22 protein-coding genes are annotated in these 25,407 nt (G+C 68.0%); 3 read left to right on the plus strand and 19 right to left on the minus strand.

Annotation, left to right across the window (positions count from 1 at the left end; genetic code table 11):
* Positions 1-13: 13 nt before the first annotated feature.
* From PWF70_RS18410 to hpf, 8 genes are all read right to left on the minus strand, one after another.
* On the minus strand, positions 14-1,342 hold the full coding sequence (locus PWF70_RS18410) for a fatty acid desaturase family protein (RefSeq protein ID WP_006360146.1): 1,329 nt from the start codon (positions 1,340-1,342) through the stop codon (positions 14-16).
* Positions 1,343-1,592: 250 nt separating this feature from the next.
* Positions 1,593-2,711 (minus strand): GNAT family N-acetyltransferase, encoded by a 1,119-nt coding sequence (locus PWF70_RS18415; protein WP_006360147.1) that lies wholly within the window; start codon positions 2,709-2,711, stop codon positions 1,593-1,595.
* Positions 2,712-2,820: 109 nt separating this feature from the next.
* Positions 2,821-3,936, minus strand: a complete 1,116-nt coding sequence (locus PWF70_RS18420) for a ferredoxin reductase (RefSeq protein WP_040004317.1) — start codon at positions 3,934-3,936, stop codon at positions 2,821-2,823.
* A gap of 81 nt (positions 3,937-4,017) precedes the next feature.
* On the minus strand, positions 4,018-4,584 hold the full coding sequence (locus PWF70_RS18425) for a DUF6912 family protein (protein WP_279939309.1): 567 nt from the start codon (positions 4,582-4,584) through the stop codon (positions 4,018-4,020).
* 78 nt (positions 4,585-4,662) lie between these two features.
* Positions 4,663-6,138 (minus strand): wax ester/triacylglycerol synthase domain-containing protein, encoded by a 1,476-nt coding sequence (locus PWF70_RS18430; protein WP_006360150.1) that lies wholly within the window; start codon positions 6,136-6,138, stop codon positions 4,663-4,665.
* Between the two features lie 48 nt (positions 6,139-6,186).
* A complete protein-coding gene (locus tag PWF70_RS18435; protein ID WP_279939311.1) occupies positions 6,187-6,792 on the minus strand; it encodes an Rv3235 family protein in 606 nt (201 codons plus the stop codon).
* Between the two features lie 52 nt (positions 6,793-6,844).
* Positions 6,845-9,658, minus strand: coding sequence for a preprotein translocase subunit SecA (gene secA / locus PWF70_RS18440; protein ID WP_280088927.1), 2,814 nt, complete (start codon positions 9,656-9,658; stop codon positions 6,845-6,847).
* A gap of 175 nt (positions 9,659-9,833) precedes the next feature.
* Positions 9,834-10,655: a ribosome hibernation-promoting factor, HPF/YfiA family gene (hpf, locus tag PWF70_RS18445; RefSeq protein ID WP_006360153.1), complete on the minus strand. Its 822-nt coding sequence runs from the start codon at positions 10,653-10,655 to the stop codon at positions 9,834-9,836.
* Between the two features lie 385 nt (positions 10,656-11,040).
* On the opposite strand from hpf, the gene PWF70_RS18450 reads away from it, so the two are divergent.
* The gene (locus PWF70_RS18450) at positions 11,041-11,709 is read left to right on the plus strand and encodes a ComF family protein (RefSeq protein WP_241548716.1); all 669 of its coding nucleotides are present in this window, start codon (positions 11,041-11,043) and stop codon (positions 11,707-11,709) included.
* Between the two features lie 19 nt (positions 11,710-11,728).
* Here the strand turns inward: PWF70_RS18450 and lpqB are convergent, their stop codons facing one another.
* Genes lpqB through mtrA form a run of 3 tightly spaced genes read right to left on the minus strand, consistent with a single transcriptional unit; the run spans position 11,729 to position 15,833 of the window.
* Complete coding sequence (gene lpqB, locus PWF70_RS18455) at positions 11,729-13,492, minus strand: MtrAB system accessory lipoprotein LpqB (protein WP_006360155.1); 1,764 nt, start codon at positions 13,490-13,492, stop codon at positions 11,729-11,731.
* Entirely contained in the window at positions 13,489-15,159 is a 1,671-nt protein-coding gene (gene mtrB / locus PWF70_RS18460; protein ID WP_040004318.1) for an MtrAB system histidine kinase MtrB, read from the minus strand. Before mtrB ends, lpqB begins: the two co-directional genes overlap by 4 nt.
* Positions 15,156-15,833 carry an MtrAB system response regulator MtrA gene (gene mtrA, locus PWF70_RS18465; protein ID WP_004023513.1) on the minus strand — a complete coding sequence of 226 codons (678 nt, stop codon included), beginning with the start codon at positions 15,831-15,833 and terminating at the stop codon, positions 15,156-15,158. The genes mtrB and mtrA overlap by 4 nt, the downstream gene beginning before the upstream one ends.
* Positions 15,834-15,931: 98 nt before the next feature.
* Between mtrA and PWF70_RS18470 the strand changes: the two genes are divergently transcribed.
* A complete protein-coding gene (locus PWF70_RS18470; RefSeq protein WP_040004319.1) occupies positions 15,932-16,564 on the plus strand; it encodes a dTMP kinase in 633 nt (210 codons plus the stop codon).
* Between the two features lie 130 nt (positions 16,565-16,694).
* A complete protein-coding gene (locus tag PWF70_RS18475; protein WP_241548715.1) occupies positions 16,695-17,456 on the plus strand; it encodes a hypothetical protein in 762 nt (253 codons plus the stop codon).
* A 98-nt stretch (positions 17,457-17,554) separates the two neighbouring features.
* Here PWF70_RS18475 and ahcY read toward each other — a convergent pair whose 3' ends face one another.
* The 8 genes from ahcY to PWF70_RS18515 form a co-directional block, all read right to left on the minus strand.
* Positions 17,555-19,030 carry an adenosylhomocysteinase gene (ahcY, locus tag PWF70_RS18480; RefSeq protein WP_006360159.1) on the minus strand — a complete coding sequence of 492 codons (1,476 nt, stop codon included), beginning with the start codon at positions 19,028-19,030 and terminating at the stop codon, positions 17,555-17,557.
* A gap of 91 nt (positions 19,031-19,121) precedes the next feature.
* A complete protein-coding gene (locus tag PWF70_RS18485; RefSeq protein WP_035755041.1) occupies positions 19,122-20,660 on the minus strand; it encodes an amino acid permease in 1,539 nt (512 codons plus the stop codon).
* Positions 20,661-20,784: 124 nt separating this feature from the next.
* Positions 20,785-20,964, minus strand: coding sequence for a methionine/alanine import family NSS transporter small subunit (locus PWF70_RS18490; protein ID WP_035755039.1), 180 nt, complete (start codon positions 20,962-20,964; stop codon positions 20,785-20,787).
* On the minus strand, positions 20,964-22,541 hold the full coding sequence (locus PWF70_RS18495) for a sodium-dependent transporter (RefSeq protein WP_241548714.1): 1,578 nt from the start codon (positions 22,539-22,541) through the stop codon (positions 20,964-20,966). Before PWF70_RS18495 ends, PWF70_RS18490 begins: the two co-directional genes overlap by 1 nt.
* 203 nt (positions 22,542-22,744) lie before the next feature.
* On the minus strand, positions 22,745-23,041 hold the full coding sequence (locus PWF70_RS18500; protein ID WP_005197550.1) for a WXG100 family type VII secretion target: 297 nt from the start codon (positions 23,039-23,041) through the stop codon (positions 22,745-22,747).
* A gap of 31 nt (positions 23,042-23,072) precedes the next feature.
* Positions 23,073-23,387, minus strand: coding sequence for a WXG100 family type VII secretion target (locus PWF70_RS18505; protein WP_006360164.1), 315 nt, complete (start codon positions 23,385-23,387; stop codon positions 23,073-23,075).
* Between the two features lie 118 nt (positions 23,388-23,505).
* The gene (locus PWF70_RS18510) at positions 23,506-24,312 is read right to left on the minus strand and encodes an ESX secretion-associated protein EspG (RefSeq protein WP_035755037.1); all 807 of its coding nucleotides are present in this window, start codon (positions 24,310-24,312) and stop codon (positions 23,506-23,508) included.
* On the minus strand, positions 24,309-25,373 hold the full coding sequence (locus PWF70_RS18515; RefSeq protein WP_280088759.1) for a PPE domain-containing protein: 1,065 nt from the start codon (positions 25,371-25,373) through the stop codon (positions 24,309-24,311). The genes PWF70_RS18510 and PWF70_RS18515 overlap by 4 nt, the downstream gene beginning before the upstream one ends.
* Between the last annotated feature and the right edge of the window lie 34 nt (positions 25,374-25,407).

The raw sequence follows: 25,407 nt of genomic DNA on the forward strand, positions 1-25,407 counted from the left end.
CCGCCATCGCCGATCAGGCGGCGGCCTCGTCGTCACGCGTCGCACGCAGCGGCGTCACCACGGCACGTCCGCGACCGGCGCGACGACGCTCACGCAGCCCGGCGATGGCCGAGCGCAGTCCGCGACGGGTACCGGTCTGCTCGTCGATGGTGGCCCGCAGCCGGGCACCCTCGGGCAGCCCCTGCTTGAAGCGGCGCTCCGACGCGGTCTCCGGCGCGTCGTCGGCGGTCGCCTTGAGGTACTTGTCCGGCAGCGACAGCTTGGCGATGGTCCGCCACGTCTTGGCGTACTGCACCGGGAACGGACCCGAGGTGTAGGGCAGGTCGTACTTGTCGCACAGCGCGCGCACCTTCACCGCGATCTCGGCGTACCGGTTGCTCGGCAGGTCCGGGAAGATGTGATGCTCGATCTGGTACGACAGGTTGCCGCTCATGAACGCGAGAACGAAACCGGAGTCGAAGTTGGCGCTGCCCAGCATCTGGCGCAGGTACCACTCGGCCTGGGACTCGCTGTCGATGTCCTGCTTGGTGAACTTCTCCGCACCGTCGGGGAAGTGCCCGCAGAAGATGACGGCGTTGCTCCACACGTTGCGGATGACGTTGCCGAGCGCGGTCGCGGTGGCCGCCTTGCGGTAGGCGTTGACGTAGCCGACCTTGTGCCCGGTGGTCGCACTGACCAGCGCCGGGTAGGCGAGGTAGTCCTTGGCGACCTGCTTGCCGATCTTCGACAGCACGTCGGCGACGTCGCGCTTGTACTGTTCCCGTTCCTCCGGCGTCCGTCGCTTCTTGCCCAGCTCGAGGTGCTGCACGGCGACGCCGTACTGGAACGCCAGCGCGAGGATCGTGTTGTAGACGAGGTTGCCGTAGTTGAACGGACGCCAGCGCTGGTCGCGGGTGACGCGCAGCAGGCCGTAGCCCACGTCGTCATCCATGCCCAGCACGTTCGTGTACTTGTGATGGATGTAGTTGTGGGTGTGCTTCCAGTGCGCCGACGGGTCGGTGTTGTCCCACTCCCACGTCGAGCTGTGCACCTCGGGATCGTTCATCCAGTCCCACTGCCCGTGCATCACGTTGTGCCCGAGCTCCATGTTCTCGACGATCTTCGCCACGCCGAGCGCACCAGCGCCGGCCCACCAGAGCGACTTCTTGGTGGAGCCGAAGAGCAGTGCGCGTCCGGCGAGCTCGAGGCCACGCTGGAAGCGAATGGTGTTGCGGAGATAGCGGGCGTCACGTTCACCCCGGCTGGCCTCGACCTCCGCGCGGATCGCATCGAGCTCGGCGCCGAGTGCCTCGACGTCCGCCTCGGACAGGTGTGCGTATTCGGGGATGTCCGTGATCGCCATACGTGTGGTCCCTTCGCAGGTGGGATGGGTCTCGGTGGGGGTCGACGACGACCTCTACACCGACCGGCTCACGCCGGATCTTCCGACCCTTACGTTTCCGTAACTTACGCAAGCGTAGGTTACGGGGCGCGGGTGTGTCCAGCGGTGAGCCGCCCTGACGGCACGGTTTTTTGCGCGGGGGGTCGACAGGCTCAACCGGCAGGGTGGGCTCGACCGGCAGGGTGGGCTCAACCGGCGGAAACCGGCGGGATCAGCTGTCCGCGGCCTCACGGTAGTCGTCGATGAACAGCTCGAAGCCGATGAGATCCTCGAAGACACCGTCGGAGCGGGCGGCGAGCTTCTGCCTGCTGACCTCGCGGAAACCGGCTGCGCGGGCGAGCTTCTTGCTGCCCTCGTTGCTGTCGGCGGCGAACAGCGTCAGCCGCCGGAAACCGAACTTCTCGAACGCATATCGCACGGACGCCGGAAACGCTTCTGCCAGCACGCCTTTCCCGCGCGCTTCGGGATGGGTGTAGAAGCCGGCCTCGGCGCCGGTGACCTCGTCGATGTGCAGGAGGGTGATGTCGCCCAGGTAGTCGTCGGTCTCGAGGTCGGCGACGGCCCATGTGCAGGTGACGCCCTGCGCAGCGGTCCACCACTTGCGCAGACGTTCGGCCGCCGCGTGTTCGAGCTCCAGCGGGTCGGGCCGCGCGAAGAGGTACTTGCGGGAGGTCGGGTCGTCGAGGGTCTCGCGGATGCGTGGGTCGTCGTGCTCCGCGAGGGGCCGGAGGCGGAACCGCTCGGTCTCGAAGACGTCGGTGCGCCACTCGGTCTGCGGCTCCCGTGCGTCGTCTGCTCGCAGCGAGCCGACCCACGCGTCACGGATGTGGCCGCGGACCTCGACCCCGTCCGGGACCGCGGCGTCGAGCCGGAATCCGCAGGAGTGCGCGACGCGCAACGCGTCGATGTTCCCGGCGACCGTCGTCCAGCGGACGACCTCCTTGCCGGCCTCGGTGAAGGCATAGTCGACCGCGAGCAGGACGGCGCGTTTCATCACGCCCCAGCCGCGGGCGTCGGGATGGAGGTCGTAACTGAGCCTGCTGAGCGGGCCCTCCCCGGCGAGGTCGACGGTGCCGACGAACCTGCCGTCGAACTCGACGGCCCACAACATGCGGGAGCCGTCCGCCCAGGACCTGGGTGCATAGTCGAGGGCGAATCTCTCGGCGGCGGCGCGACTGTAGGGCGCCGGGACGGGTGTCCACCGCATCATGGCCGGATCGGCCGCGAGCTCGACCATGCGATCGAGATCTCGGGGCTCATGAGGCCGCAGTGTCACCCCGCCGTCGGTGAGAACGGGGACGTTTTCGGGAATCCGGACCGCGGCTTTCACCGGTCAGCCCTCGGGCCGAACGGGACGGGTCCCAGCACTGTGATCAAGCACGTTTTCGAGCGTACCGGCAGTTCCCGGGGCATCGCCGGGTCATAGACGAACAGCCAGGTCAGACGTCCAGCGTGCAATCCCCGGCGGCCGCACTGACGCACGTCTGGATACGCTCACCCTCGACGTGTTCGACGCCGGACCGCAGATCTCGCACGCAGCCCTTGTCGAGCATCACCACGCAGCTCTGGCAGATGCCCATCCGGCAGCCGAACGGCATGATCGTGCCCGCGGCCTCCCCGGCCTCCAGAAGGGTGGTCGCGCCGTCGACCTCGGCGGTCTTGCCCGAGCGCTTGAACGTCACCGTGCCGCCCTGGGCACCCACCACACCGCGTTCGAGGGCGAACCGCTCGATGTGCAGCCGCTCGCCCAGGTCGGCGTCGGAGTAGAGACGATGCAGGCCGTCGAGGAACCCCGCCGGTCCACATGCCCAGGTCTGACGCTCGCGCCAGTCGGGACACAGGCTCGGCAGCGACTCCGGGGTGACCTGTCCGTCCGTGCGGGTGTACTGCACGTGCAGGTCGACGAGACCCGACGACGCCATCGCCTCGAGTTCGTCGGCGAACAGCAGGTCGGTCTCGGAGGGCGTCGAATGGATCAGCCGGATATCGGTGTTCTGCTTCCGCTGTCTGACCGTGCGCAGCATCGAGATGATCGGGGTGAGGCCACTGCCGGCGGTCGCGAACAGGATCTTCTCCGGCAGCGGGTCGGGCAGGACGAACTCGCCGCGGGGCGCGGCGAGACGGACCACGGTGCCCGGCGTCAGGCCGTTCACGAGGTGGGTCGACAGGAAACCCTCCGGCATCGCCTTGACGGTGATCGCGATGGTCTTGTCGTTCGCCGACGCGTCGGGGGTCGAGGTGAGCGAGTACGAACGCCACGTCCATCGACCGTCGATCAGCACGCCGATACCGACGTACTGGCCGGGCGCGTAGTCGAACGAGAACCCCCAGCCCGGACGGATCCGGATCGTTGCGGTGTCCTCGGTCTCCCCCCTCACCGAGATGACCTTGCCCCGCAGCTCACGGGCCGACCACAGCGGGTTGGCGAGATGCAGGTAGTCGTCGGGGAGCAACGGCGTCGTGATGCGGGTGACCGCCGCACGAACCCACTGCGCACCGCGGCTACGCGCCGCGACCCCGGCCACCGGTTCTTCGAATCGCTCGAGCAGACCCAACTCACACACCGCCTTCAACGTCTCCGAACACTCTAACCTACGCAACCGTAGGTTAGCGCCATCCAGGATCTCACACGAGTATCAGAGCAGTTCGAGGAGAAACGGCAGCTCCTGGGTGGCGTACCAGGCGAGGTCGAAGTCCTCGATGTCGCCGACGGCCAGTTCGGCGTCCAGGTCACCCATGTCGGCGGCATCGATGACGACGACAGCGGCGCGAACCTTGTCCTCCGCCTCCTTCACGTCGACGTGGACCGAGGCGACCGCCGAGAGCGGGATCGTCCCGCCGACCTTGACCACGGCATCGTCGAGATCGGGACGGAGTTTGACGTCCTCGACGTCGGCGGCGACGACCACGCGGCGCGGCGGCAGCGAAGGGGTCACGCCCGGCTTCGTCAGCGCCTCGTCGGCGGCGAGATCGCGCTCGGCCTCGGCGTCGCCGGATTCCGGCGCCTCCCCGGCCAGGAGACGCAGCGACGCCCGCGCGGCCTCGCGCATCGCGACGTCCGAGAGCTCCTCGTCGTCGCCCGCGACGAACGCCTCGCGCAGAGCCGGGGTCAACGCGAACCCGGTTCCGCCGATCGGACGGAACTCGCCATCGGAGTTGAGCTCCATCAGCATTGCCAACGTCGCCGGCAGGTAGACCCTCATTCGACCATCGCTCTCATAACGACCCCCGCTCCTGGCGGTCCGATTGCGGTACCCGCTCACCTTAGCCGCGCCCCCGACTCAGTCGGTGATCAGCAACTCCTCGAAGGACTCGGTGACGTAGTCCGCCAGCACGGGCAGGTCGGAAATGACCCCGCGGTCGGCCATGAACGAGAACTGCAGCCGGTCACCGTATTCGACGACGCTGACCGCAAGCGCCCGCTGCGAGACGAGAACCGGGATGTAGAAGATCTCGCGGACCGGCACGCCGAGCACGAACCGGTCGGCGACCGGGGAAGTGCTCATCGCCACCGGGACGTTGTACGCGCGACTGTCGAGCGACCGGAACGCGCGGGAGCTGAAGTCGGCGAAGGGCACCATACCCAGCTCCGGGAACAGCGGGCTCGGGCCCGTGCTCATCCGCCGCGACGACTGCGCATAACGCTCGGCGAGGCCCGCCACCTGGGCGAGACGCACCGTCGGATTCGACTCCCCGACAGGCAGGTCCGTCACGAAGCTCGGTTTGCCGAGGTTGATCCAGCCCGGTTCGGCCCCCGCCTCGACCTCCACCCCGGGGTCCCGCGGCGACAGCGGGATCACCACGCGGACGGTGTCGGCAGGCACCGCCGCCGGGTCGACGGACAGCATCCATCGCCGCACCACCCCCGAGATGATGGCGAGTTCCACGTCGTTGACGGTGCAGTTGTGGTGTTCGGCGATCTTGGCGCAGTCGCGCCGCGGCACCGACGCCGTGGTGAAGGTGCGGGTGGTCGTGCCCGTGTTGTTGAGTGGGCTGCGAGGAGCGGAGTCGGTGAGCTGGCCGACGACGTCACCGGCCCGACGGACGGTTCTGCCGACCACCGAGCGCACCTCGGAGACCAGACCGTTGCCATGCACCATGGTCTCGACGAGATCGCCCGGACGGGCCATCGCCTCGGCGAGTGCACCCACGACCAGGTTCGCCGATCCCGGCGGCGACCCGGGCATCCACAGTTCCTCGGGCAGCTGCTCCGGCTCGTCGGTGAGGTCGCAGATGACCTCGCTGATCTCCGGATCGCCCGAAGAGTCGATCAGGCACCGGTGCGACTTGGTCAGGATCGCGAGCCTGCCGTCGGCCAGGCCCTCGATCAGGTACATCTCCCACAGCGGCCGGGTGCGATCCAACGGCCTGGACATCACCCGGGAGATGAGCTCGGCGAGGTCCGCGGGACCACCCGGCCGCGGCAACCCCGAGCGCCGGATATGGAAGTTGATGTCGAAATCCCGGTCGTCGACCCACACCGGGCGGGCCAGTCCGAGCGTGACCTCACGGACCACCTGCCGGTACCGGGGCGCCAGCTGGAGCCGGTTCTCGACCAACGACACCAGCGACTGGTAGTCGAGCGCGGGTCGACGGGTCGCCGAAGCCGTGCCGTTCTCCCCGGGCGTCGGGTCGCCGGACTTCTTCCCCTCGCCGACACAGGGGTCCACGACCAGCAACGCCCCGAGATGCGTCGTCGACCGGGAATCGTCGAGGAAGTAGTACATCGCGTCGCGCGGCGACAAACGGTTCACCACGCCGCCGATCCTAGCCGTTCGGCTGCGTCGGGGCCGGACTCGACGGGCTCAGCAGAACTCGAGCGCCACGAGCTGCCAGCGGTATTCGACCTGGCCGAGACCGGTTCGCGGGCCGGCGCCGCCGGGCCGCGGATCGTTCCCGCGCACACGGCGCGGCTTGCGCTCCACGCGCCCGGCGAAGGCGCGGACGCGCCCACCGCTGAGGTAGGAGCCGAACACCTCGGCAGCACTGGTGTCGCACAACTGGACGTGCACGCGCTGGAGGACCGTACCGCGAGCGGGTGGACCTCCAGGGGCACCGGCGATTTCGGCCACACGGAAGGCGTCGTGACGAACCAGCGCCGCCACCTGATCGACGATCGACGGCGACACGGAGTCACCGAGGTGCGCGATCCCTCGTCGACGGTCGATCACCTCGAACAGCAGTCGCGACGTGGCGACGGTGAACCGCCGGGCCTCCACCGCGGCGGTCAGGGTCTTGCGTGACGGTCCCGCATCGGGACGCGGCCCCGGGAACACGGCGCGCACCGTCCCGGAACCGACCGCCCCGGCACCCATCGCACCGGGGCCGGCCGGCTCATACGTCGGGGCGGGCAGTACCCGAACCCGCGTCGTCCGTGTGGAGACGGGAGGAGCGGAGGTGAGTGTTTGCATGGAGATTGGACGCAGCCACTCCCCGTCGGGTTCCGCTTTCTCCCGGATTTTTTCAGCGGCGCTGTTTCTTGGCCTTCGGCGGCTTCGGACGGCTGCCCTTGGTGTTCGCCCGCGCGGCCGCGCGGCGCTCGCGCCGACTGGCCGAGTCGGCGGCACCGGCCAGTTCCTCCTCCTCGGAGTGGACGACCGTGCCACCACCCTCGTCGGGTCCGGAGAACGTCATCGGCACATCGCCGCCGGAGGCCCCGGAACCACGCAGCGCTGCGGGAACCTGCGAACCGGAGTCGGCCGCCGGCGCGGGCACACCTGCACCGACCGCGGCACGCAGGTCGGCGGCGGTGGGCAGCGGCGCCTGCGGTGCCGGCTGCTCGGTCTGCACCTGGGCGTTGAAGAGGATGCCGAGTGCTTCCTCTTTGAGACCCTCGAGCATGCCGGTGAACATGTCGAAGCCCTCGCGCTGGTACTCGACCACCGGGTCGCGCTGCGCCATCGACCGCAGGTGGATGCCCTCGCGCAGGTAGTCCATCTCGTACAGGTGGTCGCGCCACTTGCGGTCGAGGACGCTCAGCAGGACGCTGCGCTCGAGCTGGCGCATCGCGCCCTCGCCGGCGATCTCGTCGATGGCCTTCTCGCGCTTGTCGTAGGCGGCCTTCGCATCGTTGACGAGGGTCTCGCGCAGCTCTTCGGCTGAGATGTCTTCGCGCTCACCGTATTCCGTCTCGTTGACGACCTCTTTGGGGTCGAGTTCGATCGGGTACAGGGTGCGCAGCGCGGTCCACAGCTCGTCGAGATCCCAGTCCTCGGCGTAGCCCTCTGCGGTCGCGCCCTCGACGTAGGCGCTGACCACGTCGTCGATCATCTGCTTGACCTGCTCGTGGTGATCCTCGCCCTCGAGGATCTGGCGGCGCTCGGCGTAGATGATCTTGCGCTGCTCGTTCATGACCTCGTCGTACTTGAGGACGTTCTTGCGCATCTCGAAGTTCTGCTGCTCGACCTGGGTCTGAGCGCTACGGATGGCCTTGGTGACCATCTTGGCCTCGATCGGCACGTCGTCGGGCAGGCGACTCATGATCGCCTCGAGCGCACCGCCGTTGAAGCGGCGCATCAGTTCGTCGGCGACGGACAGGTAGAACCGCGACTCACCCGGATCGCCCTGACGACCCGAACGGCCGCGCAGCTGGTTGTCGATACGGCGGGACTCGTGGCGCTCGGTGCCGAGCACGTACAGGCCACCGGCCTTGCGCACGGCCTCGGCCTCCTCGGCGGCCTCGGTGCGCGCGACCTCGATGGCCTCGTCCCACGCGGCCTCGTACTCGTCCGGGGTGTTCACCGGGTCGAGTCCGGCCTTGCGCAGGCGGGTGTCGGCAATGATGTCCGGGTTGCCGCCGAGCACCACGTCGGTACCTCGGCCGGCCATGTTGGTGGCCACCGTGACCGCCCCGAGGCGGCCCGCCTCGGCGATGATCTGGGCTTCCTGCTCGTGGAACTTGGCGTTCAGGACGCTGTGCGGGATCTCGCGCTTCTTCAGCTGACGAGACAGGTACTCCGAACGCTCGACGCTGGTGGTACCGATCAGCACCGGCTGGCCGATCTCGTGACGCTCGACGATGTCGTCGACGACCGCGGCGAACTTCGCCTCTTCCGTCTTGTAGATCAGGTCGCCCTGGTCCTTGCGGACCATCGGCCGGTTGGTCGGGATCGGCAGCACACCGAGCTTGTAGATCTGGTCGAACTCGGCGGCCTCGGTCTCGGCGGTACCGGTCATGCCCGACAACTTGTCGTACAGGCGGAAGTAGTTCTGCAGGGTGATCGTGGCGAGGGTCTGGTTCTCGGCCTTGATCTCCACGCCTTCCTTGGCCTCGATCGCCTGATGCAGGCCCTCGTTGAAGCGTCGGCCGTCGAGCACACGACCGGTGAACTCGTCGACGATCAGGACGTCTCCGTTGCGGACGATGTAGTCCTTGTCGCGCTGGAAGAGCTCCTTGACCTTGATCGCGTTGTTCAGGTAACTGACCAGGGGCGAGTTGGCCGCCTCGTACAGGTTGTCGATGCCGAGACGGTCCTCGACGAACTCGACGCCGGCCTCGTGCACGCCGATCGTCTTCTTCTTGATGTCGACCTCGTAGTGGACATCCTTCTCGAGCAGCGGCGCGATACGCGCGAACTCGGTGTACCACTTGCTCGACCCCTCGGCGGGGCCGGAGATGATCAGCGGGGTGCGGGCCTCGTCGATGAGGATCGAGTCGACCTCGTCGACGATCGCGTAGGCGTGGCCGCGCTGGACGAGGTCGGCGAGCGAGTGCGCCATGTTGTCGCGCAGGTAGTCGAAGCCGAACTCGTTGTTGGTGCCGTAGGTGATGTCGGCGGCGTAGGCCTCGCGGCGCGCGGCCGAGGACATCCCGGTGAGGATCACTGCGGTCTCGAGGCCGAGGAAGCGGTGGACGCGTCCCATCCACTCCGAGTCACGCTTGGCGAGGTAGTCGTTGACGGTGACGACGTGGACGCCCTCGTCGGACAGCGCGTTGAGGTACGCCGGGAGCACACAGGTGAGGGTCTTGCCCTCACCGGTCTTCATCTCGGCGATGTTGCCGTAGTGCAGCGCCGCGCCACCCATGATCTGGACGTGGAAGTGCTTCTGGTCGAGCACGCGCCAGGCCGCCTCGCGGGCCGTCGCGAAGGCCTCGGGCAGCAGTTCGTCGAGCGTCGCACCATCGGCGATACGTTTCTTGAACTCGTCTGTCTTGGCTCGCAGTTCGGCGTCGGAGAGCGCCTCGAACTCGTCGGACAGCGCCTCGACGTGCGACGCGATAGCGTCGAGTCGCTTGACCATGCGGCCTTCGCCGACACGCAACAGCTTGTTCAGCACCGTGGATCGAGTCCCTCACCTGTAGAAAACACACGGAATCCGGCCCGTGCGAACGCACAGACCGGATCCCATGGTAGCGAGGTGAGCTGAGCAGACCCTGATCGACCGGCACGTAACCGAGACGACTTCATCGTTCGGATTCGTCCGCGGCCGTCCGGAACCGCTCAGCCCGTGTTCATGTCAGGCGGATGAGGCCGTAGTCGAAGGCATGCCTGCGGTAGACCACCGACGGCTTGTCGCTCTCCTTGTCGTGGAACAGGAAGAAGTCGTGCCCGACGAGTTCCATCTCGTAGAGCGCGTCGTCGACGGTCATCGGTACCGCGGTGTGCTCCTTGACGCGGACGATCTGACCTGGGATGTACTCGTCGACACCGTCGTCCCACTCCCCGCGTTCGGTGGCCTCGAGCATGCCGGGGTCGCCGACATGCCCCTCCACGGTCAACTGGTTGTCGCGCAGCAGCGGCGCTCCGACCTCGGTGGCCTCGGCCACCGACTGTGGGCGCCGGTTGCCGTAGTGCACGCGCCGACGGTCCTTCACTCGCCGCAGCCGCGACTCGACCTTGTCGAGTGCGTGCTCCAGGGCGGCGTAGAAGTTCTCACCGCAGGCCTGCGCACGGACGATCGGCCCCTTACCCGTCGCGGTGATCTCCACCTGCTGACAGACCTTGGACTGTCTCCGGTTGCGTTCGTGGTTCAGCTCGACGTCGAATCGGTAGATCGTCGGATCGAAACGCTCGAGGCGGGCGAGCTTGTCGCCGACGTAGATGCGGTAATGGTCGGGTATCTCGACGTTCCGGCCGCTGAACACGACCTTGGCGATGGGCTCGGCGGGTTCGTCGGCGTCCACCGTTCCGGGTGGGCGGACGAACGCGAACTCCTGGTCGTCGGAGTCGTTCTGGGCGGGTTGGTGGTCGGGCTCGAGGCCCTCCTCCACGGTCGGCCTGGGGTCTGCGATTTTCGGTTCGCGCTGGCCTTTGCGATGGATGACTGTGGACATTCAACTACCTCCTGAATTGTTCCCGGCGGCGGTGGGGTCATCGTGATCTGTTGTCGCACTGATAATTTGGCCGACGCCGAGGATTTGTCCATGCCAGCTGACAGCTGACACTCATCGACAGGGGCATCACCTCCCGAAAATCGGTCGTGTCCGGCGCGGGGACTCAACTGTCCTCCCGGCAACCCGATGTACCCAAGACCGTAGTCGCAAGTTCGGGTATCGGCCACGTTTTGCCCCGCCGCGTCGGGTATCCCGGGACAAGTCGGGACCGAGGGCCCGCGCGCGGTGATCCCAAGGACTCGGACAACTCACCGAACAGGGCGGATCTCTCCACAGGCTCCGCCGGCCACACCTGGCGTGCGGCGCCCGGGTCTACGGTCGGGACATGGTCTGGGGTCAGGTGCCGGCCGCGGCGGCGGATCTGGTCTTCCCGGTGGTCTGCGGCGGGTGCGCACGGCCCGGGACTCCGTGGTGTGCCCGCTGCGAGACCGCCTGGCACGACGCTCCGGTCGCCGCCTGCCCGCGCGTCTCACCGGGTGTGCCGGTGTGGGCCCTCGGTCGTTACCGGGGTCCCCACCGGAACGGGATCATCGCCGTCAAGGAACACGACCGCCGTGATCTGATCCCGCCGCTGGGCGCCGCACTCGCCCACGCCGTGCGGGTGCTGGCCGGGTGGGGCGAGCTACCCGACGCCGACCGACTGGCGTTGATCCCCGCGCCCACCCGCCGGCTGAGCGCACGACGCCGCGGCGGCGATCGGGTCGCCGCGATCGCCGAACACGCCGCACCACTCCTGGGTTCCCGTGTGACCGTCGCACCGCTGCTGATGACCGCGGCGACCGCCCGCGACTCCGCCGGACTCGACGCCCGGGCACGTGCTCGCAACCTCGCGGGGGCGGTCCGTCTCCGCGGCGGTGCGCGTCCACCGCACGGTGCCGCGGCGCTCCTGGTCGACGACGTGCTGACCACCGGGGCCACTGCAACCGAGTCGGTCCGCGTTCTGCACGCCGCCGGGATCGGGGTCGCGGCGGTCGTCGTCCTGGCCGCCGCCTAGGAAGATCCCGCCCCGGCGATCAGGGCAGAACCGGGATCGCCCCGGCGATCATGGCGGGTTCGACCTCGGTCCAGTACTGGTCGGGCTGCCCGTTGTTGCTGCCGAGGCGCAGCACGCCGCGCTGATCCCCGACGTAGATGGTCGAGGCATTCGCCACCACGGCCCGCACCGGTGGGGACACGTTCCCGCTGAGCAGGCCGACCGCCGGGGTGCCGTTGATCGACAGCTGCACCACCGGGGACTCCGGCGCCTCCCGGGCGACGACCAGAGTCGTCGGTGACGCCCAGTCCAAGGACACCGCACGGTTGCCGATGTTGTAGGCCGCGATCCGCGGGCTGGTCAACGACACCTGCCCCTCGGCGTTCGTCGACAGCACGGCGAACACGATCTGCCCGCCTACGACGAGGGCAACCCGGACACCGTCCGGAGCCACCTGCATCTCGGTGATCGCGCCGCGCGCCACCCTCGGGATCGAGGATGCCTCGACCGGGACGGTCTGGGTGCCGTCGTCGTCGCGCTGCCACTGCACCGGCTTCCCGTCGACGGCCACCCACACAGCGTTCTCGTCGGCGCCGAAGGAGGGACGGGTGATGGACACCCCGCTGACGATCGGCCCGACGTCGCCGCCGTAGTCGCCGATCACGCACTCGAGCCGGCGGTCTCCAGCCGTCCGCACCGCGGCGACCCGCGCGCCGTTGTCGGAGATCGTCGCCGCCCGCACGTCGCGAGACGAACCGAGAGGTCCGCGCACCGGCACGGTCGCGGTGTCGGTCACCGCGCGCAATGCGCCGCCGGTGACGACGTTCAGGCCGACGTCGGTGGACGGCACCGCGTTCGGATCGAAGGAGCGGAGGTCGGCGGGTTGCCATCCCGAGGCGCGTTCGGCGGCGAGGGGCGCACCGTCGGCGTCGATCACGTACGGCCCGGAGATGTCGGCGTCGTCGAGGGTCCAGACGATCTGCGCGGCCAGCACCGTCCGATCCCGGCTCGACGCGTTGCCGATGCCGTAGAGGTCGACACGTACCCCGCCGCCGGCGAGGCCGACAACCGGCCCGCGCAGTGTCGAACCGCTCGGGAAGCCGCTGTCCACGGCCGCGGACAGGTCGGCGGCGGGTCCGGCGATGAGCCGGTTGACCAGCACCGTCGGATCGGTCGCCTGTCCTGCGTAGAACCAGCGCGGGTCCGGGACGAGTCGCCGGCCGGTGCGGTCGGAGAAGTAGAGCGAGACCGGACGGTAGGTGTTGTCGAACTGGTCGCGGTCGATCATCGCCCCGTTGGGCAGCGGCCCGTCGATGCGCCACTGGTCTCCCTGGCGGGTCAGGCTGATGCTGGTCTCGACCCGTCCCGACGCCGGCAGCAACTGCCCGTCGGATTTGAGCGTCCCGACGTTGTCGCCGGTCAGCCGCATGCGTACGGAGTCCTCGTTGCGCTGGTCGACGAAGATGCTGATCTCGTCGAGGATCAGGGCGTCACCGCGGTCGTCCCACTGTTGCGAGGCCACCGGGGTCAAGAAAGCGCGCGCGGCATCGTGGCCGGACTCGGGATCGACCGTGGACTTCAAGAACGCGCGGACGAGGGCCTCGGGGTCCATGTCGGCCTGCGGCACCGGGGCCGCGTTGGTGGCACCCTCGCGCTGGAAGGACTTGATGGGCTGCGGTGAGGAGTCATTGGGGATCGACCCGCACGCCGACACCACGACCATCGCCACGGTCGCCGTCGCGACGGCGATCAGGAGCCCCAGAACACTCCGCCGGGGGTGTTCCGGATGACGTTCGACGCTCATTCGGCACCAGCCTCCACACCTGGTGTGCGGCCACCCGTCTTGGCGGCGGCCCGGGGTGCCGAGCCGACGGACTTCAGCGGCAGGGGCGAACCGAGCACCTTGTGGCCACGGACGAGCGGCAACGTCAGCCGGAAGCAGGCACCCTTGCCGGGTTCACCCCACGCCTCGAGTCGGCCCTGATGCAGGCGGGCGTCCTCGATGCTGATGGCCAGGCCGAGACCCGTGCCGCCAGAGCGTCGGAACCGCGACGGATCCGAACGCCAGAACCGGTTGAACACCAGCTTCTCCTCACCCGGCCGCAGCCCGATGCCCTGGTCGCGGACCGTGATGGCGACGGCGTCGCCGTCGGACCGCATCGTGAGTGTCACCGGTTTCCGCTCGCCGTGGTCGATCGCGTTGGCGAGCAGGTTCCGCAGGATTCGCTCGACGCGGCGCGGATCGATCTCGGCGAGCACCGGTTCGGCGGGCAGGTCGAGGACGAGCTCGGTCCCGGTCTCCTCTGCCAGGTGCCGGACGGTGGCCAGCGCGCCGTCGATCGGGATGGCCATGTCCATCCGTTCCGCCGCCAGCTCGGCCATCCCGGCGTCGTGGCGGGAGATCTCCAGCAGCTCGTTGAGCAGCGTTTCGAACCGGTCGAGTTCCTTGTCCAGCAGCTCGACCGAACGCTTCCGTACCGGGTCGAGTTCGTCGCGGCCCTCGTAGAGCACGTCGGACGCCATCCGCACGGTGGTCAGTGGTGTCCGCAGCTCGTGGCTGACGTCGGAGGTGAACTGGCGCTGCAGGCCTCCGAACTCCTCGAGGTGGGTGATCTGCTTCGACAGGCTCTCGGCCATGTCGTTGAACGACATCGCAAGACGGGCCATGTCGTCCTCGCCGCGAACGGGCATGCGCTCCTTGAGACGGCCGTCGGCGAACCGGACGGCGATCCGGGAGGCGGACCGCACCGGGATGACGACCTGCCGGGAGACCAGCCAGGCGATGGCCGCGAGCAGACCCAGCAGGACGATGCTGCCGGTCAGCAGGGTGCCGCGGACGAGGTCGACGGTGTTCTGTTCCGCGGTCAGCGGGAACACCAGATACAGCTCGAGCCCAGGCACCGAGGCGTTGGTGGGGGTACCCACGATCAGGGCCGGCGCCTGTCCGCCGGAACCGTCGGGCACCTGGGTGTACTGGTAGGCCACCTGGCCGCCGCGGACCATGTCCCGCAGGTTCGACGGCACCTCGGCGGTCGGGCCGACACCGCTGGCAGCACTGCTCTCGGACGCGCCGGGGACGAGCAGCACGGTGTCGAAGGCGCCGACCGTGCCGGACGCCTGCCCGGTGTCTGCATCACGGTCGGTGAGCAGCGATCGCGTCTGACGCAGCCGGTTCTGCACCGACATGTTGCCGGCGCCGCTGGACAGGTCGCGTTCCACCGAGATACGGGCACGGTCGATCTCCTCGGTGGCCGCGGCCAGCTTCACGTCGAGAAGGCGGTCGGTGATCTGGGAGACCAGCACGAAACCGAGAATGAGCAGCACAACGACCGACAGCAACAACGTCGACGCCACGACCCGTAGCTGCAACGAGCGCCGCCAGATGTGCCCGAAGGCACGTCCGACAGCGCCGGCAGCGCGGGTGAAACGCCCGAAAGTGCTGTTGACCCGTCGTCGAGATCGACCGATCACGGCGGGCCGGCCTTGTAGCCGACCCCCCTCACAGTCAGGACGACCTCAGGGTTCTCCGGGTCGGTTTCGACCTTCGCGCGCAGACGCTGGACATGCACGTTCACGAGTCTAGTGTCCGCCGGATGACGGTAGCCCCACACCTGCTCGAGGAGCACGTCGCGGGTGAAGACCTGCCGCGGCTTGCGAGCGAGCGCGACCAGCAGGTCGAACTCGAGCGGGGTCAGCGAGATCGGCACACCGTCGCGGGTGACCTTGTGCGCGGGCACGTCGATCTCCACCGGGCCGATCGACAGCAGCTCGGCCGGTTCCTCGTCGGTGCGGCGCAGGCGGGCGCGCACACGGGCGACGAGCTCCTTCGGCTTGAACGGCTTGACCATGTAGTCGTCGGCGCCGGATTCGAGACCCAGCACGACGTCGACGGTGTCTGACTTCGCGGTCAGCATGACGATCGGGACGCCGGAGTCGGCACGCAGCACACGGCACACGTCGATGCCGTTCATGCCCGGGAGCATGAGGTCGAGCAGCACCAGGTCGGGGCGGATCTCCCGCACCGCGGTGAGTGCCTGGGTACCGTCACCGACCACGAAGGGTTCGAAACCCTCGCCGCGCAACACGATCGTCAGCATCTCGGCGAGAGCGGCGTCGTCGTCGACGACGAGGATGCGAGGCTTCATGTGTCCAATGGTGACACCATCGTGATGAAAGCGTGGTGAATGACGCGCCGGAGGCGTACGTTCTCGCCCGATTCGTCCCACCCCATAGACTCCTCCGCGTGGGTCAGTTGATAGCGGTGGAGGGGCTCGACGGCGCCGGTAAGAACACCTTGGTGGCCGGTCTGGTCGAGCGCTGGACGGCGTCGGGCCTGCGGGTCGCGACGTTCACCTTCCCCCGCTACGGGCAGTCGGCGACCGCCGACATCGCCTCGGAGGCACTTCACGGCTCGCACGGCGATCTCCGGGACAGCGTGTATGCCATGGCGCTGCTCTTCGCCCTCGACCGGGCCGACGCCGCCGCGGACATCACCGCGGCGACCGGATCGAACGACATCGTCATCCTCGACCGCTACGTCGCGTCGAACGCGGCCTACAACGCCGGTCGCCTGGAACAGGACGCCGACGGCGAGGTCGTGCGGTGGGTCGCCGACCTCGAGTACGGACGGTTCGGCATGCCGGTCCCCGACCGCCACGTCTTGCTGGGGGTGCCCGCCGAGGTGGCCATGCAGCGTGCCGAGAGCCGGGCCGCCGTCGACGCGAGCCGGGCACGCGATGCCTACGAACGCGACAGCGACCTGCAGCGCCGCGTCGACGCGGTGTATCGCCAACTCGCCGAGGCCGACTGGACGTCCCCGTGGCACCGGTACGACGGCGAGGACATCGCCGCGCTGGCCGGCCTCCTGACCCGCTGACCTCCGACCGATCCGTCGACCGCAAGTCACCCCGACGGGCGTCATTCGGACGTACGCCACCCCGCCGACCGGGCTCTGCCGTCGACAAGGCTCTTCGCTAGCCTGGATCAATGACTGGGGAGGGGGTCGAATGACCTATCAGCCGCCACCACCCGGTGGCCCACCGCCACCGTTCGGGCCCGGTCGGCCCGGGTACCCCCAGGGGCCCGGCCCCGGTGGACAGCGGCCGTATTCCGGGCAGTTCCCGCCCGCGTCGCAGCCGCGACCTCCCTACGGCCCGTACGGAGCCCCGCCGCCCTACGGCGTCCAGAGACCCGGGCCCTATGCCCCGGGCGGCGGCTACGGAGGCCCTCCCGGCGGTCCCCCGCCGCCCGAGCGCAACACCGGCGCGATCGTCGCCTGGATCACCGGCGGCGTCGCCGTCATCGCCCTGGTCGCCCTCGTCGTCACCCTGGTCGTGACGTCGTCCGGACCGGAGGATTCCTCTGTCGCGACAGGTTCGAGCACCTCGTCGAGCACCTCTCCGGGTGGTTCGACGAGCACCGACTCCGACCCCGAATCCGCCGACTACGCAGCGCTTTCCCAGATCCGTGCGGCTCTGCAGAACTACGTGGCGGCACGCAACGCCCGCGACGTCGTACGTATGAAGGCCGCGGTCTGCAGCCAATCGCGGGAGCGCATCACCGGTCCACCGCCCACCGAGGACGGCCTGATCGTGCTCGACGGTTTCCTCGACACGGTCTTCGACGGCAACGTCGCCCAATCCGAGGTCGTGTCCCATCTCGAAAAGGGCAGCCGCCGAACCGAATCCGAGAAATCCAAGGAACGGTTCCTGAAGGAACGCGGCTCGTGGATCTATTGCCCTGACGCCGAACCCGACATCGGGGCCTGACCCCAAAACGCCGCAAACCCACCCTTTTTCGGCATTTCCACCCCCAGCGAGGGTGGTGGATCTGCCGAAAAAGGGCGGGTTTGCGTGAGCGGGTTACCTCAGTAGCGGTAGTGCTCCGGCTTGTACGGACCCTCGACGTCGACGCCGATGTACTCGGCCTGCTCCTTGGTGAGCTTGGTCAGCTTGCCGCCGAGTGCCTCGACATGGATGCGCGCGACCTTCTCGTCGAGATGCTTGGGCAGGCGGTAGACCTCGTTGTCGTACTCGTCGTTCTTGGTCCACAGCTCGATCTGCGCGATCACCTGGTTCGAGAAGCTGTTGCTCATCACGAACGACGGGTGGCCGGTCGCGTTGCCGAGGTTGAGCAGACGACCCTCGCTCAGGACGATGATCGACTTGCCGCTCTCGAAGATCCACTGGTCGACCTGCGGCTTGACGGTGATGCGCTTGGCGCCCGAACGCTCGAGGCCGGCCATGTCGATCTCGTTGTCGAAGTGGCCGATGTTGCCCAGGATCGCCTGGTGCTTCATCTGACGCATGTGGTCGAGGGTGATGATGCCCAGGTTGCCCGTGGAGGTGATCACGATGTCGGCGTTGCCGATCGCGTCCTCGACGGTGACCACGTCGTAGCCGTCCATGAGGGCCTGCAGCGCGTTGATCGGGTCGATCTCGGTGACCTGGACGCGGGCGCCCTGGCCGGCCAGCGACTCCGCGCAGCCCTTGCCGACGTCGCCGTAACCGCAGATAAGGACCTTCTTGCCACCGATGAGAACGTCGGTGCCGCGGTTGATCCCGTCGATCAGCGAGTGGCGGGTGCCGTACTTGTTGTCGAACTTCGACTTGGTGACCGAGTCGTTGACGTTGATCGCGGGGAACGTCAGCTCACCGGCAGCGGCGAACTGGTAGAGCCGCAGCACGCCGGTGGTGGTCTCCTCGGTCACGCCCTGAACCGACTCGGCGATGGTGGTCCACTTGTTCTTGTCGGTCTCGAAGCGCTCGCGGAGCAGCTCGAGGAAGACCTTGTACTCGGCCGGGTGATCGTCCTCGGTCGGCGGCACCACGCCGGCCTTCTCGAACTCGGCACCGCGCAGCACCAGCATGGTGGCGTCGCCGCCGTCGTCGAGGATCATGTTGGCCGGCTTGTCCGCCTCGGGCCAGGTCAGCATCTGCTCGGCCGCCCACCAGTACTCCTCGAGGGTCTCGCCCTTCCAGGCGAAGACCGGGACGCCCTTGGGCTCGTCCGGGGTGCCGTGCGGACCCACGACGACGGCCGCAGCCGCGTGATCCTGGGTCGAGAAGATGTTGCACGACGCCCAGCGGACCTCGGCGCCGAGCGCGACGAGTGTCTCGATCAGCACGGCGGTCTGCACGGTCATGTGCAACGATCCGGAGATTCGAGCACCCTTGAGCGGCAAGACATCTGCGTTCTCACGACGCAGTTCCATGAGTCCGGGCATCTCGTGCTCGGCGAGCTCGATCTCCTTGCGGCCGAAGTCCGCCAGGGACAAGTCGGCCACCTTGTAGTCGATCCCGTTGCGGCTGTCGGCCTTCAGCTCGTCCTGAGCAGTCGTCATCTGATCCCCTTGTCGTTCGCTTCGTGCGCCGCGTGTGCAGCGATCTGTGCGTTCGATCCAGGCTATCGGACCATGCCCGCCGAGCCCATGGTCAGGTGTCGGGCCCGGTTTCCCCGGCCGCGACTTCCGCCGTTCCGACCTCCTCACCGCGCTCCCGCCGGGCGAAGACCGAGTTGCGGTAGCCGTAGGCGAAGTACACGACCACACCCAGCACCATCCAGATCACGAACCGGATCCAGGTTTCCACGGACAGGTTCAGCATCAGCCACAGGCAGGCCAGGATCGACAGAATCGGGATGAACGGCACGAGGGGCACCCGGAACCCACGTTCGAGATCGGGCCGGGTTCGGCGGAGGACGATGACCCCGACACTCACCAGCACGAACGCGAACAGGGTTCCGATGTTGACCATCTCCTCGAGGGTGCCCATCGGGAAGAACGCCGCGAGCACACCCGAGACGACGCCTACGACGACCGTGAAGCGCACCGGAGTACCGCGCTTGCCGGTGTGTGCCAGCGATCTGGGCAGCAGTCCGTCGCGCGCCATCGCGAACCCGACGCGGGTCTGGCCGAGCAGCAGCACCATCACAACCGTGGTCAGGCCGGCGAGCGCACCGAGATCGATCACCCAGCCCGCCCACGTGACACCGTTCGCCTCGAATGCCGTGGTGAGGGTGGACCCGGTGACCTCGCCGGTCACCGGATCTGTCTTGTCGGCCAGTTCCGGGTAGGGGACCATCCCGGACACGACAAGACTGACCGCGACGTAGAGGACCGTCACGATGGCCAGAGATCCGAGGATGCCGCGCGGCATCGCCTTCTGCGGGTTCTTCGTCTCCTCCGCGGTCGTGGCCACGACGTCGAAACCGATGAAGGCGAAGAACACCAGCGAGGCCGCCGCCAGGAGGCCGTACCAGCCGAAAGTACTGCCCTCTGCGCCGGTGATCGCCGAGAACAGTGTCTGGTGGAGGCCGGTGTCGCCCTCGGCCGGCGGAGCGGCGGGCGGCACGTACGGGTCGTAGTTCTTCAGCTTGATGTAGAACGCGCCGACCACGATGACCAGCAAGACGACGAAGACCTTGATGGTGGTGACGACCAGCGACACCCGAGACGACAGCTTGGTGCCGAGCGCGAGCAGGACGGTCAGCACCGCGATCAGCAGCACCGCGCCCCAGTCGAAGCTGATCGAGTCGGTGAGCTCGACCGATGCCGCCGATCCGAGGATGTTGCCCAGGTAGAGCGACCAGCCCTTCGCGACCACGGACGCAGCGAGAGCGAACTCGAGGATCAGATCCCACCCGATCACCCATGCGACGAACTCACCGAAGGTGGCGAACGAGAAGGTGTAGGCACTACCGGCGACAGGCACGGTCGAGGCGAACTCGGCGTAACAGAGCGCCGCGAGTGCGCACGCGATCGCGGCCAGCACGAACGCCACCGACACCGACGGGCCGGCCAGATTGCCCGCCGTGCGTGCGGTGAGCGTGAAGATACCGGCGCCGACGACAACCGCCACACCGAAGACGGTGAGATCCCACGCGGTGAGGTCTCTGCGGAGTTTGGTGTCCGGTTCGTCCGTGTCGCTGATCGACTGCTCGACCGACTTGACGCGCTTGAACGGGTTACTCATCGTGCCTCCTCGGGCCGAGGGTCGCGCGCCCCGCGATCTTTCCAGGCTATCTCGGACAGACGGTTCATCGGACGTCGCGCTCGCATCGAGGGCGACGTGCGCCGAGAGGTGGAGCGGTTGCGGATCAGGTGTCGCGGAACGGGTGCGGTTGCGCCGCGCGCTCCTCGTCGTCCCGCACGAGATCGGGGTCCTCGTGGAGACCGTCGACCTCGGGGTGACGGTTCAGGAAGATGACGCTCGCGACCAGCCCTCCCCACACGATTCCGATGGAGATGAGGAGCATGACGATGGCGATCCCACTCATCAGACTGTCTCCTTACTGGCCTTGTGGTCGGTTCCGCGAACGCGTTCGGGTAGTGGCGGCCACGGCAAGAAGTCGGGATCGTCGCGACCCTTCCACGACGGCAGGGACAGACCGACCGCCGCGACGATCACCAGAGCGATTGTGCCCCAACCGAAGACGCTGATGTACCAGGTCGGGTATCCCTCGTATCCCTCGTCGATCACCGACCACACCTTCTGGACGAGCATGATCGTCAGGAAGATCGGTGCGACGACGCCGACGAGTCCCAGCCAGATCCTGCCGACCTTGAACGTCGACACCGCGTTCAGGTGGTTGCGCAACATGTCGCCGCGCCGCAGCACCCAGATCAGGATGATCGTCATCAGGATGGCCGAGGAGACCACGCCGACGTTGTTGGCGAACATGTCGACGGTGTCGAGGGCGATGAGACCCGAGGTGGTGGAGAACAGCCCGATCGAGATGAGACCGCACACCACCGACACACCGACCGCGGCCTTGGTGCGCGAGAGACCCCACTTCTCCTGGATGCCCGCGGAGACACCGATCATCAGCGAGATCAGCGACGTGAAGCCGGCGATCACCAGCGAGCCGAAGAACAGCGCGCCGAAGAACGCCGCGCCGGGCATCTCGGAGATGACGGCCGGGAACGTCACGAACGACAGGATCGGGCCGGTGAGCCCTTCCAGATCGGACACCGCGACCTGCTGCTGGTAGGCGAGGAATCCGAGCGCAGAGAACACTCCGATGCCGGCCAGGATCTCGAAGGAGGAGTTGGCGAACGCGACGACGAGCCCGGAGCTCGTCATGTTCGCCTTCCGCCGCTGGAACGACGCGTAGGCGATCATGATGCCGAATGCGATCGACAACGAGAAGAAGATCTGGCTGTACGCCGCGATCCACACGTCGAGGTCTTTCAGCGCCTCCCAGTGCGGGGTGAACAGTGCGTTGAGGCCATCGACGGCACCGGGCAGCGTGACCGCGCGGATCACCAGTCCGGCGAACCCGACGAACAGCAGCGGGATGAAGACGATGTTGACCTTCTCGATGCCGTTCGCGACACCGAGCAGCAGCACCGCGAGAACCGCGAGCCACACCACGATCAGCGGGAGCGCGACTCCGCCGACGATCGTCGTGGAGACCCCCGGATCACCGACCTTCAGGTACTCGCCGGTGAAGAAGGCGGCCGGATCATCGCCCCAGCTCTGGTTGAACGAGAAGAAGAAGTAGCTGAGCGCCCAGGCGATGACCGCCGCGTAGTAGACGCTGATGACGAACAGCAGGCCGGTCTGGAACCAACCGAGCGCCTCGACCGGTTTCTTGATCCGCCGGAACGACAGCGGCGCCGTCCCGCGGAAGCGATGGCCGACCGCATAGTCGAGGAACAGCACCGGGATTCCGGCGGTCAGCAGCGCGACGAGGTACGGGATGAGAAAGGCCCCTCCGCCGCTCTCGTAGGCGACGCCCGGGAAGCGCCAGATGTTGCCGAGCCCCACCGCGGAACCGATCGCGGCGAAGATGAATCCGGAGTTCCGAGTGAAGGTCTCCCGGTTTCCTCCAGCGGCTTTCGCAGACGTCACTGCTACCTCCTCATCGAACGCTGAGTCCGCGGGACACGGGTGCCCCGGGGACTGTCAGGTGCTGACGCTATCGCACTCATCCCCTCGCCCGCGGAGGTTGTGGTCGGCCTGTCGAAACGCCCACGGGCGGACACCGCGTCATTCGGACAGACGACGACAGGGACCCCGCGTGTGACCGCGGAGTCCCCGTCGATTCAGCTCACTCAGGCGAGCGAACGGAAGCCGCTCGCGATGGAGGAGTCGGTGTCGGACATGGTGCGGCTGGCGTTGGTGACGCCGTTCTGCAGCGCCATGAGACGCTCGCGCGACTGTGCGAAGGCACGGTCGAAGTTCGCCTGGGCCTCGAGGTAGGCGGCCTTCGCCTGCGCCGAGTTCCAGTTGCCGTCGAGCGCGGCGACCTGGTTCTTCAGCTGCGTGTTCTGGTCGTCGAGCTGCTGGAAGGCGCGGCCGAGCCCACTGCTCAGGTCGCCCAGGGCCGCGAAGTCGTAATTGATGGTCATGAGAGTGCCTTTCGAAGAGAGGGTGGGAAGGTCAGACGCCGAAGTGCCCGGCGGCAGCCGAGTCCTGGTCTTCGTAACCGGCGAAGCCGTTGGTCATCTGCGCCTTGATCTGATCGAGAAGCTGGTTGAGCGTGTTGGCTTCCTTGTTCCAGTCGGTGTGCGTGCCGTCGAAAGCCGCACCCGCCTTGCCCTGCCACGTCGGGGTGGTGTTCGCAGCGTGCTTCTGGATCACCCCGATCGTCTCCTTCATGTCCGCGACGATCCCGCCGACCGCCGCTGCGGTGGCCTGACCCTCCGCGACATCGACCTTCACTCCGGCGCCGCCTGCTCCCGGCAGATTCAGCATGAGTTCTCCTCCTGTGTAACGGCACCGTTTGGCGATGCCCCCGTTGGTATCCGTGACACAGATACCGCTGACAGTTGTCTCCCGCGGAGGTATGGACCGCGAGATCCCCCGACCCCGATCACGTCGACCACGTCCCGTCCGGGAGGGTCTCGATCAGCAGGCGCACGGCCTGCGCGATCCGATGACCCGAACCCGGCGAGAGGGTGGTCCACACCCGACCGTCCGGAGACTTGCTGGGACTCGACACGATCCGCCCCCGGGCGGTGTCGAAAACGGCCAGGGCCCCAGAAGATTGGGAGAATCGTCCGTCCTCGTTCGCAGAGGCGACGATCTCGGTGCGCACCCGGCAGGACGCGAATGCCGAGGAGATGACGACGGCATCGGACAGCGGCGCGCCGAGCGTGTACAACGCGTCGGTGATCTCGGTGGCCGATCCGCTGCGTCCGAGACCGTCGACCAGGTCGTCGGTGGGAACCGAGAACGACGTGAACTCGCACGCGGTGGCGTCGTCGAACCGGGAACGCAGGAGGTCGGCCACGGCATCGAGGTCGGCGACCTCGACGACGGCCAGGTCGAGCCGGTCGCCCGCACGTTCGGCCAGAATGTGCTCATAACCCCTGCGGGCCAGGCAAATCCGTCGCACGCCGGTCTCGGTGAAGCCGCGCATCTCGATCTCGCGTTCGGGCCGCGACAGGACGCGGAGGACGGTGGCCAGCCACGGCACGGGTTCGTCGTGGTCCACCAGGTCGAGGGCGGCGATGGCGGCATCGCTCTCGCGGTCGGCCAGACGCTGTGCGGTCTCGTCCGCGGCGCCGACGGGCATGTCGAGGACGACCGGCCAGGTCTGCACGCCGAAACGATCGCCGAGTCGGCGCAGCACGGCCGCGTCGAGCGCAACGGGGGCGTCGTGGGTCGTCACCATCATGCGCGGTCCCCCGGGTTCCCGAGCAGCAGCTTCTCCGAGAGGTACCGCGGATCGACCTTCGGAGACTCGGCGTCCGACGCCGAGACATAGTAGGCCGCAGGACGATCGGAGGTCTCGATGTCCGCCCACGTCAGCGGCGCGTCGAGGCTGTCCGACGCGCGGGCCAGGCTTTCGTCGGTGGGCGCCGCCTCGGATTCGACGGCGACACCGCGGATCGTGGCACCGCGATCACCGGTCGCCGCCATCCCGGGTGCCATCGGTGGCGGCACGCCGGGCCCCGGCGTGGTGGTCGAACTCGTGGGTGCCGAAACAGGGGTGGCGGACGGGGATACCGCACTCGCCACGACAGTCGGCGCATACCGGAGCTTTTCGGCGGGCGGCGCATACACCCCGGGCATCGCACCCAACATCGGCGGCATGGCCGGTGTCACCGGAGGTGTGACCGTGGGCGGGGCGGCGGCACGGGCCGCGGCGGCCTCCTCCGATGCGAGGGCTTCTCCGGACACCAGGTCGGGCGCCCGGCGGGAGGACGGCCACGGCGTGCCCACGGGCTCCGTCGCATTCTCGTACGTCTGCATGACGCGAGCGGCGCGCATGCGTTGTTGAGTCATCGCGCGTTCGGCCTCGGCCGCGGCCCCGGCGATGATGGGGGCGACAGCCGTTGCGGTGGTGGCGATCTCGTGGAACTTCTCCACCACCTCGACCTCGGCGAGGTTGGGCATGTTCAGGCGCGCGACAGTGGTGGCCGCGGCCTGCGCCTCCGCACGGACGGCGTTCTCGGCGGCCTCGGTGGCGGTCTCGGCGAACCACGGCGCGAGCTTCGTCAGTTTCTCGAACGCTGCACTGGTGTGCGCGGATTGCCAGTGCACGCCCAGCCGTCCGAGTACCGCCGCGTATTCGATCCCGGCTTCGCCGATCTCGGTCGCGAGTGACGCCCACGCGGCCCCCGCTTCCACCAGGGGCGCGGGCCCCGGCCCGGCGCCAAGGTCGGCGGCCAGTTGTTCACTGGTACGTGAGTCCCAGTTGACGCCGGTGAAGCCGGCTCCGGTCGTGCTGGTCATGGTCCCTCCCCTCTGCTGGGCGACGAGTCTGATG

The organism is Gordonia sp. Swx-4, assembly GCF_030316175.1.
Lineage (GTDB): Bacteria > Actinomycetota > Actinomycetes > Mycobacteriales > Mycobacteriaceae > Gordonia > Gordonia alkanivorans.

What these genes read in the sequence shown, in the direction of transcription:
- PWF70_RS18410 (WP_006360146.1), bottom strand. Translation starts at nt 1,342, where the DNA reads ATGGCGATCACGGACATCCCCGAATACGCACACCTGTCCGAGGCGGAC.
- PWF70_RS18425 (WP_279939309.1), bottom strand. Translation starts at nt 4,584, where the DNA reads ATGAGGGTCTACCTGCCGGCGACGTTGGCAATGCTGATGGAGCTCAAC.
- PWF70_RS18435 (WP_279939311.1), bottom strand. Translation starts at nt 6,792, where the DNA reads ATGCAAACACTCACCTCCGCTCCTCCCGTCTCCACACGGACGACGCGG.
- hpf (WP_006360153.1), bottom strand. Translation starts at nt 10,655, where the DNA reads ATGTCCACAGTCATCCATCGCAAAGGCCAGCGCGAACCGAAAATCGCA.
- PWF70_RS18450 (WP_241548716.1), top strand. Translation starts at nt 11,041, where the DNA reads ATGGTCTGGGGTCAGGTGCCGGCCGCGGCGGCGGATCTGGTCTTCCCG.
- lpqB (WP_006360155.1), bottom strand. Translation starts at nt 13,492, where the DNA reads ATGAGCGTCGAACGTCATCCGGAACACCCCCGGCGGAGTGTTCTGGGG.
- mtrA (WP_004023513.1), bottom strand. Translation starts at nt 15,833, where the DNA reads ATGAAGCCTCGCATCCTCGTCGTCGACGACGACGCCGCTCTCGCCGAG.
- PWF70_RS18475 (WP_241548715.1), top strand. Translation starts at nt 16,695, where the DNA reads ATGACCTATCAGCCGCCACCACCCGGTGGCCCACCGCCACCGTTCGGG.
- ahcY (WP_006360159.1), bottom strand. Translation starts at nt 19,030, where the DNA reads ATGACGACTGCTCAGGACGAGCTGAAGGCCGACAGCCGCAACGGGATC.
- PWF70_RS18485 (WP_035755041.1), bottom strand. Translation starts at nt 20,660, where the DNA reads ATGAGTAACCCGTTCAAGCGCGTCAAGTCGGTCGAGCAGTCGATCAGC.
- PWF70_RS18490 (WP_035755039.1), bottom strand. Translation starts at nt 20,964, where the DNA reads ATGAGTGGGATCGCCATCGTCATGCTCCTCATCTCCATCGGAATCGTG.
- PWF70_RS18500 (WP_005197550.1), bottom strand. Translation starts at nt 23,041, where the DNA reads ATGACCATCAATTACGACTTCGCGGCCCTGGGCGACCTGAGCAGTGGG.
- PWF70_RS18505 (WP_006360164.1), bottom strand. Translation starts at nt 23,387, where the DNA reads ATGCTGAATCTGCCGGGAGCAGGCGGCGCCGGAGTGAAGGTCGATGTC.
- PWF70_RS18510 (WP_035755037.1), bottom strand. Translation starts at nt 24,312, where the DNA reads ATGATGGTGACGACCCACGACGCCCCCGTTGCGCTCGACGCGGCCGTG.
- PWF70_RS18515 (WP_280088759.1), bottom strand. Translation starts at nt 25,373, where the DNA reads ATGACCAGCACGACCGGAGCCGGCTTCACCGGCGTCAACTGGGACTCA.